Here is a 13666-nt window from a genome sequence, read left to right on the forward strand (position 1 = left end):
CGAAAAGCTACAGAAGCATATGCTAAACTTAGACCCCGGCAGGTTTGGGCTTAAGCGATGGCACATACTACTCCTAACCCTTTTTGTCGTCTGCGCCGTAGGTTTCTCGATACATTTAACGTACATGAGCGCGGTGTGGGATGAAACAGTACGCCTTCTAGGCGGATTTATGATCTACCAAGGCAGAATCAGCGAGTACCTCATGTTTACGCGGTATCCGCCCTTGATGGATTTTGTCACCGCAGGCTACTTCGGCGTCTTTGGAGCCAGCGTTTTCTCGGCGCGGCTGGTTTCCGTAACTTTTTCTCTACTCACGTTGGCAGCGGTGTTTGCGCTTGCCTCCAAAGCGTACGGGCGTAAAGTGGCGTTTGTTTCCTGCGCTATACTGGCGACTATGCCAGGCTACATTTTCATCTCACGAGTGGCGCTTCTCGACATTCCCATCACTTTTTTCTTCACGGCCACGCTTCTGATGTTTTTGGTTTGGTTGCATAGCGGAAAAAACAGCGCTATAATTCTCTGTGGATTACTGTTGGGGTTGGCGACTTTGACGAAGTATCAAGCCATCGTCGCGGGGTTGGTTATTTTGGTTGCTTTGCCGCTGCTTTTCTACCGCAACAACTACTTCAAAGCTAAAATTTCCCGTTTTCCGCTTCTGCTTGCGTCTGCGGCGGTAATAATTGTGCCCACGTTGGTGTGGATTTATTCGTCGGGGATTTTGTGGCAGTGGCTGGGGCTGATGCAGTCAAGCGACACCTTAACCAACGTTTACGGCGCCCGTTTCCCCCTACCGATTTTCTACATGCTAGAAACAACCATGCCCTTTGACTACATGCATCCAATTCTGCTGCCTGTTTTTGTAATGGGTTTGTTGGGGCTTGGTTTCTTGGTTTGGCGCCGAAAACCAGAAGACAAACTCCTGCTCGTGTGGTTTGCTGTAGTGTATGTCTTTTTTACTTTTGTGGGAACAAGAAGTTGGCGTTACGTGATGCCCTTTTTTCCAGTTTTAGCCATCTCAGCATCCAACCTAATCATATTTCTATACGCAAAGTTTGCCGACATCTGGCGTTCTGCACAGACGCCTTCGAACAAAAAGTTTGTTGCTAAGCTGTCGGCGGGCGTTCTAATTTGCTTATCTGGGGGTGTGCTTGTTGCCAGCGTGGTTGACGCGTATAGTTGGATATCTGAAGACTCCAAATACATCGAGTTACCTGAGACGGTTAACTACATAGCAGAAAGGTTGGGGCAAGACGATGCAGTGATGGTGGTATGTGGAGTTAACTTGGTGAACCAGAAAGGTGTTGAGTTCTACTTGAAAGCCTACGAATCTAAAACCAATAAAGTGCTGCTCTACCCACTTGAACCAGCAGACACCTACACCCCGAACTTCAACATAACCACCCTGACCAAGCTATGCAAAACCAACAACGTCAAATACCTGATTCTCTTCGAAAACCGAGGCGAAACCTACTACAACTCAACCTTGACGGCGGCGTCAATAGGGGAATTAATACGGGATAGCGGCGAATTTAGCCACGAGGCAACAATTGGGGTGAAACCTAACAGATTTTTTGTGTTCCAAGTTAACGGCACAGCAAACACCGTGGGTTAGTTGAATCAAGGGTCAGTTTGTCTGCTGGTTTGTTGTTGCATGGATGTACCAACATCGGTATTTATGGCACAAAACAAAGTAGTAAGTTAAGGACGCTTAAACGCAGGTGTTTCCCCTCTCTCTTCCTGAACTTCCCTTCTTGCGTTTAAGCTCTCCTTTAATTTATCGTTTACAACGTTTTAGTGGCAAGTTAGGGCATAAAACGATAGACCGCTGAGACGACATTAAGAATATAATCAGTGACGCAATGTTATGTATAAACCAAATTTAGAGGGGAAACAGCATGGCTCAAATTAAACAAGTTGAAAGAATAGATAAAGAAAGAAGTTACCGCATCGACATAGGCGCCTACGGAAGCATATGCATCGAAGCGCCAACCAAAGAAGAATGCCTTGAACTATTCCGAGAAGTCACCAGCACCAAACGCGAATCCAAAATCGAACAGGCAATCCGCTAAACTCTCTTTTAAGGCGAGTTGGCGGCGACGTTCTTTGCCCACACACGGCAGGTACCTTCACTGCTCACCATACAGGCACCGACGGGTTTAGCTGGAGTACAGGCTTTGAGAAACATAGGGCATTCTTTAGGCTTAATTTTCCCAATAATCACCAAGTGACACTCGCAGCCCAACAGAATATCTTTGCCTTTTTCCAATTTTACGCCGTATTTTTTGCGGGCATCGTAGGTTGCGAGGGATTCGCGGAGTTGCAACGCGGAGTCGGGGAGTCTACCTATGCCCCGCCAGTTGCCAGCCGTGACCTCAAAGGCTTTCTCGATCATTTCTTGAGCTTTCTTGTTACCCTCGGGCTTCACTACCCTTGAATACTCGTTTTCGAGTTTAGCATCGTTTTCGCTGTGCTGCTTCACAATCATGTAGATAGCCATCAAAACATCGTTTGGCTCAAACCCAGCAACTACGGTGGGCATTCGGTACACCCGTGTGAAGAGTTCATACGGTTTCAAGCCAATGATGGCGCTTACATGCCCCGGCGCGATGAAACCGTCAATTTCAAGGTCACCCACGCCAAGGAGCAGCTCCATAGCGGGGGGGATAAGGCGATGCGAAACCAAGAAACTAAAGTTCTTAGGCAAATCCCCTAACGCTTCAACGGCAGTTATCGGAGCAGTGGTTTCGAACCCGACAGCATGAAACACAAAGTCCTTCTGTGGTTCCTTCTTTGCCATTTCCACCGCGTCAGAAAGCGCATAAACTATTCGAACGTCAGCGCCGCCTGCTTTAGCCTCCAAAAGCGAAGATTCACTTCCCGGCACCCGCAACAAGTCACCGAAGCAGGTTATAACATTCCCCTGATTAGCCAGCAGCACAGCCTCATCAACCTCTGCAGCAGGGACGATACACACTGGACAACCAGGTCCAGCGATAACCTCCACGTTCTCAGGCAACAAACTGCGCAACCCAAAATGGGTTATAGTCCATTCGTGCGTTCCGCAGACATGGCAAATCTTTACTTGCCCCTTCTTCGGTGCAACTTCACGGATTTTTTTTGCGATGCTCTGGGCCAACTCGGGGTTTCTAAAGCGGAGGTTCGTTGACACAAAGATGCCTCGCTATTCTCCAGTTGAAGCGATAACGTCGTTCCAGAGGCTCAAAGTTTCCAGCGCCTCTTGTTCTTCAAGAACTTGGATGGCGTAGCCTGCGTGCACAAGCACATAATCGCCCAGTTTAGCCTCAACAAGCGACACGTTAACTTCCCTCAGCACGCCCTGGCCGAAGTCAACTTGGGCAGTTTCGCCCTGTAGAGACATAATTTTGGCAGGAATAGCTAAACACATAAACATCAGATACCAAGGAAATGGGTTTTGGGGCGATAAAAACTGATTGGTCTAAAAAGATGAAAATGATGCAACAACTGCTTGACCAAAAGAGACTCCGCCGTCGCCTGCTGGAACCGCCTCATGCACAAAGAAACTTAAACCCGCCGCTTCAACCGCCAACCGCATGTGATGTGCGAGGAGTTGGTTGCATGCTGCGCCGCCTGTGAAACCCACGTTTTTTGTGCCCTGAACCTGAGCTTGCTCAACAGTCAAAGAAGCAAGACCCTGAGCTATGTAAGAATGGGCGGTGTATGCTAAATCTGCAACAGAAACCCTACCTAAACTGTCATAGATAGCCTTAATCAAGTAAGAAGTCCCAAGTATATTTCCATAAATCTGCGGTTTAAGCTGCAAAACGTCCCTGCCAGTTAACGCTGCGGATTCCAACTTCATCGCAGGTTCCCCCTCATAGGTACGAGCCGTACAGATGCCTAATAGAGCCGAAACCGCGTCAAGAACCCTACCGCAACTAGTCGTTTGAACCACGCCTGTGCCTTTTCTTAGTTGGTTTAAGATGAGTTCAGCTTCCATTTCCCCGTAAGATAGCAGGTTGCTGTTTTTCAAAAGCCACTCCTGAACTTCAACGCCTGCCTTGTTGAGCATCGCCGCCGCCAAACGCACAGGATAACGGCTAGCCAAGTCGCCACCCAAAAGAGCCTGATGCTCTAAATGACCCAACCTACAGAACTCCGCTGAACCATTTCTTGCGTATAGAACTTCACCGCCCCAAGCCTCGCCGTCGGAGCCGTAACCGTAGCCATCACAAGTCACCGCAACAACATCGTCTAAACCGTGCTCCGCCATCAACGCCGCCGCGTGTGCAAAGTGATGCTGCACCTGAATCAGCGGCAACCCCTGCGACTCTGTCAGCTCCTTGGCAAGGCGGGTGGTGTTGAATTTTGGGTGTAAATCGCAGGCGATGACCTCGGCGTGGGTGTTGGTTAGGTGCTGGAGGTGTGTGGTGGCTTCTTGGAGGAAGGTTTGGGTTTCGAGGTTTTCTACGTCGCCGATGTGTTGGCTTATGAAGGCTTTGTCTTCGTGGAGCACACAGGCTGTGTTGTTTAATTCGCCGCCTAACCCTACCACGCAGCGCTTGGATTTGTGTTTGAGGCGTATTGGGGCTGGGGCGTAGCCACGACTTCGGCGTAGAAAAACTGGGCGGTCACCGTGCAGTCGCATCACGCTGTCGTCGCATCGGTGAGCGATTTTTCTATCATGAAACAAGAAGTAGTCTACTGTTCTGCCGAGTATTTTGAGGCCTTCAGCGTTGTCTTTAACGATGGGTTGGTTTGGGGGGTTTGCGCTGGTCATAACAAACGCGGAATCAGCCACGCCGTCAAAGAGCATGTAGTGCAAGCCCGTGTAGGGCAACATGACGCCGACATTGTGCAGGTTAGGCGCAACCAACGATGAGAGGTTATATCGGCTGTTTTTGGTGAGCAAAACGATGGGGCGCTGAGGAGATGACAGCAATTCCGCCTCCTTTGCCTCCACCACACCAAAACTTTTAGCCGCCTCCAAACTCCGCGCCATAATCGCAAAAGGTTTCTCCTTGCGGTGCTTGGTTTCTCGAAGCCTCAGCAACGGTTCCTCAAGCACAGTCGACGCAGCAATGTGGAACCCACCATACCCCTTCACCGCCAAAATGCTACCCTCCGAAAGGAGCCGTCCAGCTTCCCGCACAGGGTCGCCTACTTCTACAGGTTCGCCGTCGCATGTGGTTAGGTAAGCTTTGGGTCCGCAGGTTGGGCACGCCACCGTCTGCGCATGAAACCGCCTGTTAGCAGGATCCACGTACTCTTTTTGACAGAAGCCGCACAGCGGAAACTCGCGCATGGTTGTGTTTTCTCGGTCGTAGGGTAGTCGCTCGATGATGGTGAAGCGGGGACCGCAGTCGGTGCAGGTTATGAAGAAGTAGTCGAAGCGGGGGTCGCTTGGGTTGCGGAGTTCAGTTAGGCATTGGTTGCAGATGGCTATGTCGGGTGGTATGACGGAGCCTGATTGTTCGGCTTCTTGGGAGCTCTGGATAATCGTGAATTGGCTGTGTTCGTTTTTGCCCAAAAGCTCGGTGCGTTGGATTTGGTCTATTCTGGCCAGCGGCGGCTTCTCAGCCTGCAAACCAGCCATAAACGCCTCGATTTTTTGCGTGTCTCCCTCGAGTAGGATTTCTACGCCCGCGTCACCCCTGTTCTGCACATACCCCGCTAACCCGTGCTTTACGGCGGTACGGTAGATGAAGGGACGAAAACCTACGCCCTGAACAATACCCGAAACGACAAGTTTGACACGCAAACAGTTAACCTTAACTTAACTTTGGGTCGAGGTAATCTCTTATACATTTCTAGATTTTCTCAGACAACCCTTAAAACAGCTAAAGAACAATCCCAATGTATGAAGCCTGCTACGTTTGCCGTCGCTTTCGTGCTCACTGTATGCTTAGTCCTAGGAGGCGTGGCTATGTTCCCTGTTTTGGCTCAGGCGGCAACAACCAACAATGAGGTTGTTTTCGGTTTCTTTTTGGGGCCGTTTGTGGTGGTGCTGTTTTTCTGTTGGTTAGGCGAGAAACTGTTGCTAAAAGTCTTCAAAAGGCAATAGTGGTTTTCGCAGCTTTAAATAAGGGAGGGGAGGTAGACGCTGAGACGTCGCGTGGTTTGGCTTGAATTTCTGTGCATAAGCTTGCAGTTACCCAGTTACTTCTTACAAAAGTATTATACAGCTCAATAGACTTATAGATGCGTTTAAGGGGTTAAGGGTATCTTTGAACAGTATCGAGCAGAATGCTGAAACCCTTTCAAGTTTCGGTATGACAGTTAAACAAGCCAAAGTCTACCTATCGCTAGTTTTTTTAGGCACCGCTGCGGTTGGCGAAATCTCCAAGCATTCAAAGGTTCGCCGAGAAGAAGTTTATCGCATTTTGCCGAAGCTGGAAAAAATGGGTTTAATCGAGAAGACCCTGAGCACCCCTGTTAAACTCAAAGCCACCTCAGTGGAGAACGCCCTTGAAATCCTAATAAAAAATGAGGAAGAAAAAGCAAAGAATCGCATTGCAGAGTTGTCCGCCAAGAAAGCAGAGTTTCTCAAACATTTCCAAACCAGCTCCAAAGAATCCAAAATGGGTGACGGTGAACAGTTCTCTTTAACTTCAGAAAAAGCTGTTGCCTTAAGCAAAATTAAAGCTCTAATAGACCTTGCTCAAACCCAAATCGAATATGTTTCTTCACGTGAAAAAATTCTTCAATTCGTCAAGTTCTATTCCGAATCACTGATCGCCGCCGTCGGTCGGGGCGTAAAATTTCGCTTAATCTCCAATCCAGCTAAAGGGGGGGAAGATCAACTAAGAAAAGCCATCCGGCAGGTGTTTGCAGATAAATCCGGGGTTTCTGTTCGGTACTCTGAAAGTCTTCCCAACCACTTCTTGATCGTCGACAGTAAACAGGTTTTAATCGCCACCTCAACGGAGGGTTATTTGGCTGATAAACCCTTGTTGTGGTCGAATAATCTGCCGCATGTTAGCGTTTACAAAAAACTTTTCGAAGACCTCTGGGAGTCCTCCGTTGAGTTAGTTCCTCTGAACGTAAGCAGCGATAGCGAGCGGCTCATAAGCTTCGTTAAAAAGATGAAGCCTTCCCAACACGTTATTCTTTTGTATGAAACAGTGGACGCAAAATTCAAAGTGCTCTTAACTTACCTTAAATTCGGTTTACAGAATGGCGAAGCAGCTGTTTATGTTTGTTCTGAGTCAAGTGTGGAGGAAGTAACTGCCGCCATGACGCAAATAGGCATCGACGTAGCCAAACATCAGAAAAGCGGTGCCTTGAAGGTTTTAGATTATACACAACACTACATAATAGATGGCCAATTTCAAATAGAGACAACAGAACAGCTTTGGAGAAAATATTTCGATGAAGCGGTTTCGCGCGGTTTTAGGGGTTTACGTGTGGCGGGGGAGACTGCTTGTTTCTTCAAACACAACTTGGTCAAGGAACTGGTTGATTACGAGCGGTATTTGCATAAAAACCCCAGTGTACCGATGATCGCTATTTGCGCTTTCCGCGCAGAACAACTTATGAATCCAAATAATCCAGTTAACGTCTACTCAGAGCTTGTGAAATCACATGGAAAAGTGCTGTTTAGCTGGTTAGACAAAGAGCTTGGTCGCGTCGCTATAAGTTAACTCCAAGATGCAGCGTGTGCTGGTAGTGTACATTGCGCTGACTATGTTGTTTACTCCTGTTTTGCGGCATCTTAGATATGGTTAATGTAGTTTTGTCTTAGGCGTTTGCTTTTCTTAGGTGTGTAATGAATTTTTGGCGCAATAAAAATTGAATTGCCCTCTCTGAGGTGCTCTATGATAGCGTTGAAATCTATGGTTGAACTCTCCACAACCTCAACCGACTGACTGTCATCGTTGTGGACAAACATAATATCAAACATGGCTTTGTCTATGTTTGATCGGCCAAGCGGTTGTTGCCCCTCGCATCTTGGGTTTGCCTTTTCTTCTAAATTCAAACTCTTCTGCATCTATCTTCCCTCACTGTGCCTTGAGCCTTATTTGTTGAAACTTGTCTTAAACTCATGTGACTGTAGGCTTGACACAACAAGTGAATCAGCATAAACCGAAAACAATGCTGGAACTTCTGTTTGCTCCCTCGCTATCTGACCTTTTTTTGGGGGTTTTTGGGTAATATTGATAAGCAAGTTGCGTGAGCAGTTGGATTCAGGTGTAACTCTGGTTGGATAGTGTACCGTCTCGACTGAATGCATACGAAAAGTCCGATTTTGAGGGACAAGAATTGGCAAACATAATGGATGTTGAAGCGTTCCAGTCGATGATGAATGACCTTTACGCTGTTACCAAAATAAGTTTTGCAATCAAAGACCTCAAAGGAAACGTGTTGGCTTCCGCGGGCTGGCAAGATATTTGCACAAAATTTCACAGGGTTAATCCGCAGTCGTTTTGGAATTGTTTAGAAACCGACATCCAGCTAACTCAAGGTGTTGCAAGAGGAGAATTTAGGGCTTTTAAATGTAAAAATAACATGTGGGATATCGTTACCCCCATAATCATTGGTGAACGGCATGTTGGGAACCTTTTTTCGGGGCAGTTTTTTTTCGACGACGAAGTGGTAGACAGACAAGTTTTTGTTGAGCAAGCAGAAAAGTACGGTTTTGACAAAGACGCTTACCTGGCTGCTTTGGACCGCGTTCCAAGGTGGAACCGTGCGGTAGTTATGAACCTTATGCATTTCTACGCGAAACTTTCTGAAATGATTTCCAAAATTAGTTACATCAACCTAAAACTAACCAAAGCCTTATCTGACCAGAAACTTGTCGAAGCACAGCTTCGAGAAAGCCACCATGACCTTATGCATGCTCAAGAAGTAGCTAAAACTGGAAGTTGGCGGTTAAATCTCCAGAACAACGAGTTAACATGGTCGGATGAAACATACAAAATATTCGGTATCAAAAAGGGCACCCCCTTACATTATGAAACATTTCTCGGTTTAGTTCACCCTGAAGACCGAGAAACAGTAGATAAAGCATGGAAAGCGGCGCTTCGCGGAGAAATCTACGACTTGGAACATCGGATACTTGCTCAAGGGGAAACTCGTTGGGTTCATGAAAAGGCCGAGTTAGAATTCGACCAAAACGGTTTACTTATCGGCGGCTTTGGCACCGTTCAAGACATAACCGAGCACAAACTCAATGAACAGAAGCTCCGTCGACTAAACCGCGCGTTGCGGGCAATTAGCAACAGCAACCAAGTTTTGATGCGCGCCACCGACGAGGCAGCTTTCTTACAGCAGGGTTGCCGAATTATTGTTGAAGACTGCGGGTACACTTTGGTTTGGATAGGTTTTGCCTTGGATGACGAAGCGAAATCGGTTAAGCCGATGGCTTACGCAGGGTTCGATCAAGGCTACATTGATGCTCTAAAAGTCACTTGGGCAGACACTGAACGTGGGCAAGGTCCAACAGGCAGGGCTATCCGAACAGGTCAGCCTCAGATTTGTGCAGATATGCGTACTGACCCAAATTTTGCTATTTGGCGTCCATTAGCGGTAGCTCGTGGTTACTCTTCGTGTATCGCGTTACCTCTAATGTCTGAGGGTAAAGCTTTTGGTGCAATAAACATTTACTCACGTGAGCTTAACCCGTTTTCTGATGACGAAGTAAAGTTGCTCGCCGAGTTAGCCAGCGACTTTTCACATGGCATCATGCTACTTAGGATGAAGGCCGCTGCTAAACATGCTGAGGAAGCTTGGCGTTTGAGTGAGGAACGCTTCTCGAAGGCTTTTAACCAGAGTCCAGTTGCGTTGAGTATTTCACGACTTTCTGACGGCCGATTTGTCGATGTGAACCAGACATTTCTTGACCTTTTAGAGTACAACAGAGAAGAAGTCATTGGTTGTACTGCCCCTGAACTTAACGTGTTTGCTAATCCGCATGCTCAGAAAGAGTTCTTTGAGATTTTCAGTAAAGAAAAAAGTGTCCGCAACGTAGAAGTTACTTTTAGAACTAAATCGGGCAAGTTGATTCCAACTATTGTTTCAGTAGAAAAAATCTCCATAAACAACCAAGATCACATAATTACAACATTTGTCGATATCACTAGGCGTAAATTGGCAGAGGGGCAGCTTGCGAAAGCAAAGCATGAGTGGGAACAAACTTTTGATGCCCTTCCAGATATGATTGCAATAATGGACAAAAAACACAGGATTCTACGAGTTAACAAAGCTATGGCTGACCGTTTAGGCGTTAAGGCTGAGCAGTGTATCGGGATGCCTTGCTTTAGGTGTGTGCATGGTACGGATGTGCCTCCTGAAGTTTGTCCGCATTCACAAACGGTTGCTGATGGTAAAGAACATACTGTGAAACTTTTTGATGCTCGGCTTGGAGATATTGCCATTACTACTACTCCGATTAGGGGTGATGATGGGAAGCCGTTTGCTTCTGTGCATGTTGTTCGCAGTCTAAAAAAATAGAACATGCGGATTCAAGTTAACCGTTTCGAATCAAATAGCCACGTAACCCAACTCGTCACTGTGCTCTTCTTCTACAACCTTGCCTTTGAGGTAAGTCTGGGCGGCCCCCTTAACTTCAACCTTACATGTTTTACCTAACAACTCTTCGCTACACTGAACAACGACAGGTTTGTACGCGAAGTTGCGGCCAATCCATGACCCCTCGACTTTGCCCTTTTCATCAAAAAACACCTGGCCACTCCAGCCGATCCAACGCTGGTTGCGTTTCGCTGAAATCTGCTTCGCCAACTCCGCTGCTATGCTGCTTCGATTTTTGATTTCTTCTTTATCCACCAACCCTTCGCGGATATTCCAGGCTGGTGTTTTGGGTCTAGCGAAAAATTTGGAGACGTTAGTTATGTCTGGTTCAACATCTTTGAGTAGTTGCAGTGTGTGCTCAAATGCTTGCGGCGTTTCACCTGGATAACCCACGATGACGTCGGTGGCAACTGTTAAGTCGGGGAATGTGTCTCTGAAAGCTTCGACGGTGGCTTTGAATTGTTCAACCGTGTAGAATCTCTGCATTTCTTTGAGGACGGTGTTGTCGCCGCTTTGCACGGGCAAATGTAGAAACTTGAAAACCCGCTCCGACTCAAAAGCACAGATCAACCGTTCTTCGATGTCGGTGACCAAATTAGGCGTCATCATGCCCACTCGAACCCGGAAATCACCCTTTAACCTGTCAATCGCCAAAAGCAACGCCGCTAAGTCGGTTTTTATGTCTCTGCCGTAGCTTGCCGTGTCCTGTGAAGTTAACCAAAACTCTCTTGCGCCCGAATCGAAATCAACCTGTACACGTTGGACTATGTCTTTTATGTTGTAGCTTCGCAGGTGTCCCCGTGCTTGCACAACGCAGCAGTAGGCACAGCTGCCTAAACACCCAAAATTAATCGGAACGATACTAACCACAGGGTTGCTTCGCTGATGGGGCAAACTGAGCAGTGGATTCTCTTTCTTAGCTGATAGGTCAGTGACTTTTTCGCCAGCCAAAACACGCCCCACAATATCTACGATTTCTCCGCCGAGCGCTGGCCCAACAGCACCGTCAAAGTGGACTTCGCGGCTGAGGCGTTCAAAGCTGATTTTAGGCAGGCAACCTGCAACGACGATTTTTTTGTCTTTCGGGGCGCCTTTTATGTCGTTGATTATGCGGTTCTCGGTGGGTCCTTTCACGGCACAACTGTTGTAGATTATGAGGTCTGCTTCCGCTTCGGATGTGGTGAGGTTGTAGCCTGCTTGTTTTAGACATCCGGACAGGGTTTCGCCGTCGGCGATGTTTGAGGAGCAGCCGTAGTTTTTTATGTGGACTTTTGAGGGCATTTGTTACCTGTTCGTTAGTTGCTGTGTCTTGGCATAAAAACGTGTTCCCTGTATGGGGGAAATTGACAGATACCTGATACATACCCCATTTGTCATTTATAAATTATGGAACCAACATGTTATGTGCATATTTGTTTCATAATATGTAGAAGTATAAGTGTCCAGTAGTGGTGTATAGTCATAAAACCCGCAGGGAGAGTTAACTCGCTTGAAACTAATCACTCTGTATCTACCTGAAACGTATATAAAAGCTTTGGACCAGTTGGTGGACGAACGGTTCTACCCCAACCGCGCCGAAGCCATACGAGTTGCAATAAGAGACTTAATCAGTGCAGAAGTTTGGAGGAGAAAAGGCGTTGACTAAACCCCTACATGACGAATTAAAATGCCCCCTAATGCCCGAAGACGTGAAGGTTGAAGTTGCGCCCTCAATCATCGAAACTCCTTTGGTGATTGCGGCGCCCTGCATCAGCCGTAAACGCAAAACTGGCAAAGTAAAAGTTAGGATGGTTAAAACAAAAGTGACTGCCAAAAAGAGTCGACTAGAAAAAGTCACCAGCCACCTCTACGACCTCGACGACTGCGGCGGCCCAGAAAAAACCCTCAACATCGACTTGGGCCTCTACCAAATGGAAGACTTCTAGTTCTTCCTACCCACCCTTTTAGTCGCATAATTCTTAATAAAAATTAATATCTACTTGTTAGCTGCTTGTTGTTATGGTCTCTATCCTAAACGGTATACGTGCCGATCTGCAAGCAAACGCAGACGAAAAAACCAAGCAGACTGCGCAGCACTTCTTTAAAGAACAAATCAAAGTTTACGGTATAAAAACGGCTATTGTTGGCAAAGTCGCAAAGAAGTATTGGCTTCAAGTCAGGCTTTTAGGAAAGCAAGATATTTTTGGTTTATGTGAAGACCTTCTGCGTTCAGGCTACATGGAGGAAGCCTTCGTCGTTTCCAACTGGCTGTCAAAATACATTGACAAACTCGAAGCCATCGACATAACCACCTTTAAACGCTGGATCGAAAACTACGTGGATAACTGGGCTAAATGCGACAGCTTCTGCAACCACACCGTCGGCGATTTAATCCAGAAATGCCCTGAAATTGTCAGCGAAGTGAAAAGCTGGGCAAAAAGCCAAAACCGCTGGCTTAAACGCGCTGCTGCTGTATCCTTCATTGTTCCAGCAAAGCGCGGCAAATTCCTCAAAGACGCCTTCGAAATCTGTGACGCGCTACTCTTGGACGGCGACGACTTGGTGCAGAAGGGATACGGTTGGCTGCTCAAAGAAGAAAGCCGTGTGCACCAAAAAGAAGTCTTCGACTACGTGGTAAAACACCAAAAAGTTATGCCGCGAACGGCGCTGCGTTACGCGATTGAGTTGATGCCAAAAGAACTCAAAGCAGAAGCCATGAAGAAGGAATAACTGCGGACCGCCTAAGTGGTAAGCTGGTTATTTTAGGGTTTAATTGATTGGTTTTTTCCAGCCGCCATTACTAAATCGTGCAATCGCTCCAAACGGAATCGCCAACAGCGCCACATCAACCACCGCGGCAACCAGCAAAGACCATCCCAGTGTCGTCTGGAAGACCAAGTTTATGGTTGTGAAAGCCAGCAAGAGGAAGATGCCGTTTAGCCAGAACTCTACCTGCCAGCCTTTGGTGCCATAGAGGATGTTTATGAGAAAAATGTTTAGAGCGCCGACGGCTATGGGTTGAATCAAGTAAGTTACCACCAGCAACAAGGCGAAACCTATTGGCGGCATGTACATCATAAAAGACGTTTGGGCGCCATCGAGATAAAACGCAACTTCTGATAAAACACCTGTTAAGATTATGCCTTGTAAGAAAAGCTTCGCTATCAAAGGTAGC

At 47.1% G+C, this 13666-nt stretch carries 14 protein-coding genes; 8 read left to right on the forward strand and 6 right to left on the reverse strand.

Features of this window, described 5'->3' with window-relative positions; all coding sequences use genetic code 11:
• Positions 1 to 19: 19 nt before the first annotated feature.
• On the forward strand, positions 20 to 1612 hold the full coding sequence (locus NWE96_10640) for a glycosyltransferase family 39 protein (GenBank protein MCW3984430.1): 1593 nt from the start codon (positions 20 to 22) through the stop codon (positions 1610 to 1612).
• 283 nt (positions 1613 to 1895) lie between these two features.
• Positions 1896 to 2069 (forward strand): hypothetical protein, encoded by a 174-nt coding sequence (locus NWE96_10645; GenBank protein MCW3984431.1) that lies wholly within the window; start codon positions 1896 to 1898, stop codon positions 2067 to 2069.
• A gap of 8 nt (positions 2070 to 2077) precedes the next feature.
• Here NWE96_10645 and hypD read toward each other — a convergent pair whose 3' ends face one another.
• Genes hypD through hypF form a run of 3 tightly spaced genes read right to left on the reverse strand, consistent with a single transcriptional unit; the run spans position 2078 to position 5740 of the window.
• Positions 2078 to 3169 (reverse strand): hydrogenase formation protein HypD, encoded by a 1092-nt coding sequence (gene hypD, locus NWE96_10650; protein MCW3984432.1) that lies wholly within the window; start codon positions 3167 to 3169, stop codon positions 2078 to 2080.
• 12 nt (positions 3170 to 3181) lie between these two features.
• Entirely contained in the window at positions 3182 to 3406 is a 225-nt protein-coding gene (locus NWE96_10655; protein ID MCW3984433.1) for a HypC/HybG/HupF family hydrogenase formation chaperone, read from the reverse strand.
• A 51-nt stretch (positions 3407 to 3457) separates the two neighbouring features.
• Entirely contained in the window at positions 3458 to 5740 is a 2283-nt protein-coding gene (gene hypF, locus NWE96_10660; GenBank protein MCW3984434.1) for a carbamoyltransferase HypF, read from the reverse strand.
• A 99-nt stretch (positions 5741 to 5839) separates the two neighbouring features.
• Between hypF and NWE96_10665 the strand changes: the two genes are divergently transcribed.
• A complete protein-coding gene (locus NWE96_10665; protein ID MCW3984435.1) occupies positions 5840 to 6043 on the forward strand; it encodes a hypothetical protein in 204 nt (67 codons plus the stop codon).
• Positions 6044 to 6206: 163 nt separating this feature from the next.
• On the forward strand, positions 6207 to 7622 hold the full coding sequence (locus NWE96_10670; protein MCW3984436.1) for an MEDS domain-containing protein: 1416 nt from the start codon (positions 6207 to 6209) through the stop codon (positions 7620 to 7622).
• 71 nt (positions 7623 to 7693) lie between these two features.
• Here the strand turns inward: NWE96_10670 and NWE96_10675 are convergent, their stop codons facing one another.
• Positions 7694 to 7957 carry a hypothetical protein gene (locus tag NWE96_10675; protein ID MCW3984437.1) on the reverse strand — a complete coding sequence of 88 codons (264 nt, stop codon included), beginning with the start codon at positions 7955 to 7957 and terminating at the stop codon, positions 7694 to 7696.
• 224 nt (positions 7958 to 8181) lie between these two features.
• On the opposite strand from NWE96_10675, the gene NWE96_10680 reads away from it, so the two are divergent.
• A complete protein-coding gene (locus NWE96_10680) occupies positions 8182 to 10434 on the forward strand; it encodes a PocR ligand-binding domain-containing protein (GenBank protein MCW3984438.1) in 2253 nt (750 codons plus the stop codon).
• A gap of 30 nt (positions 10435 to 10464) precedes the next feature.
• On the opposite strand, the gene NWE96_10685 is transcribed toward NWE96_10680, so the two are convergent.
• Positions 10465 to 11793, reverse strand: coding sequence for a tRNA (N(6)-L-threonylcarbamoyladenosine(37)-C(2))-methylthiotransferase (locus NWE96_10685; protein ID MCW3984439.1), 1329 nt, complete (start codon positions 11791 to 11793; stop codon positions 10465 to 10467).
• A 208-nt stretch (positions 11794 to 12001) separates the two neighbouring features.
• On the opposite strand from NWE96_10685, the gene NWE96_10690 reads away from it, so the two are divergent.
• The 3 genes from NWE96_10690 (at position 12002) to NWE96_10700 (ending at position 13221) form a co-directional block, all read left to right on the forward strand.
• Positions 12002 to 12157 carry a ribbon-helix-helix domain-containing protein gene (locus NWE96_10690; protein ID MCW3984440.1) on the forward strand — a complete coding sequence of 52 codons (156 nt, stop codon included), beginning with the start codon at positions 12002 to 12004 and terminating at the stop codon, positions 12155 to 12157.
• Positions 12150 to 12437: a hypothetical protein gene (locus NWE96_10695; protein MCW3984441.1), complete on the forward strand. Its 288-nt coding sequence runs from the start codon at positions 12150 to 12152 to the stop codon at positions 12435 to 12437. Before NWE96_10690 ends, NWE96_10695 begins: the two co-directional genes overlap by 8 nt.
• A 73-nt stretch (positions 12438 to 12510) precedes the next feature.
• Complete coding sequence (locus NWE96_10700) at positions 12511 to 13221, forward strand: DNA alkylation repair protein (GenBank protein MCW3984442.1); 711 nt, start codon at positions 12511 to 12513, stop codon at positions 13219 to 13221.
• Between the two features lie 39 nt (positions 13222 to 13260).
• Here NWE96_10700 and NWE96_10705 read toward each other — a convergent pair whose 3' ends face one another.
• On the reverse strand, positions 13261 to 13659 hold the full coding sequence (locus NWE96_10705; protein ID MCW3984443.1) for a hypothetical protein: 399 nt from the start codon (positions 13657 to 13659) through the stop codon (positions 13261 to 13263).
• Between the last annotated feature and the right edge of the window lie 7 nt (positions 13660 to 13666).

Source organism: Candidatus Bathyarchaeota archaeon (genome assembly GCA_026014685.1).
In the GTDB taxonomy this organism is placed as follows: Archaea; Thermoproteota; Bathyarchaeia; order Bathyarchaeales; family Bathycorpusculaceae; genus Bathycorpusculum.

Bases quoted from the DNA above. Each gene is read 5' to 3' on its own strand.
- NWE96_10645 (MCW3984431.1), top strand. From the start codon at position 1,896: ATGGCTCAAATTAAACAAGTTGAAAGAATAGATAAAGAAAGAAGTTAC.
- NWE96_10655 (MCW3984433.1), bottom strand. From the start codon at position 3,406: ATGTGTTTAGCTATTCCTGCCAAAATTATGTCTCTACAGGGCGAAACT.
- NWE96_10700 (MCW3984442.1), top strand. From the start codon at position 12,511: ATGGTCTCTATCCTAAACGGTATACGTGCCGATCTGCAAGCAAACGCA.
- NWE96_10640 (MCW3984430.1), top strand. From the start codon at position 20: ATGCTAAACTTAGACCCCGGCAGGTTTGGGCTTAAGCGATGGCACATA.
- NWE96_10685 (MCW3984439.1), bottom strand. From the start codon at position 11,793: ATGCCCTCAAAAGTCCACATAAAAAACTACGGCTGCTCCTCAAACATC.
- NWE96_10665 (MCW3984435.1), top strand. From the start codon at position 5,840: ATGAAGCCTGCTACGTTTGCCGTCGCTTTCGTGCTCACTGTATGCTTA.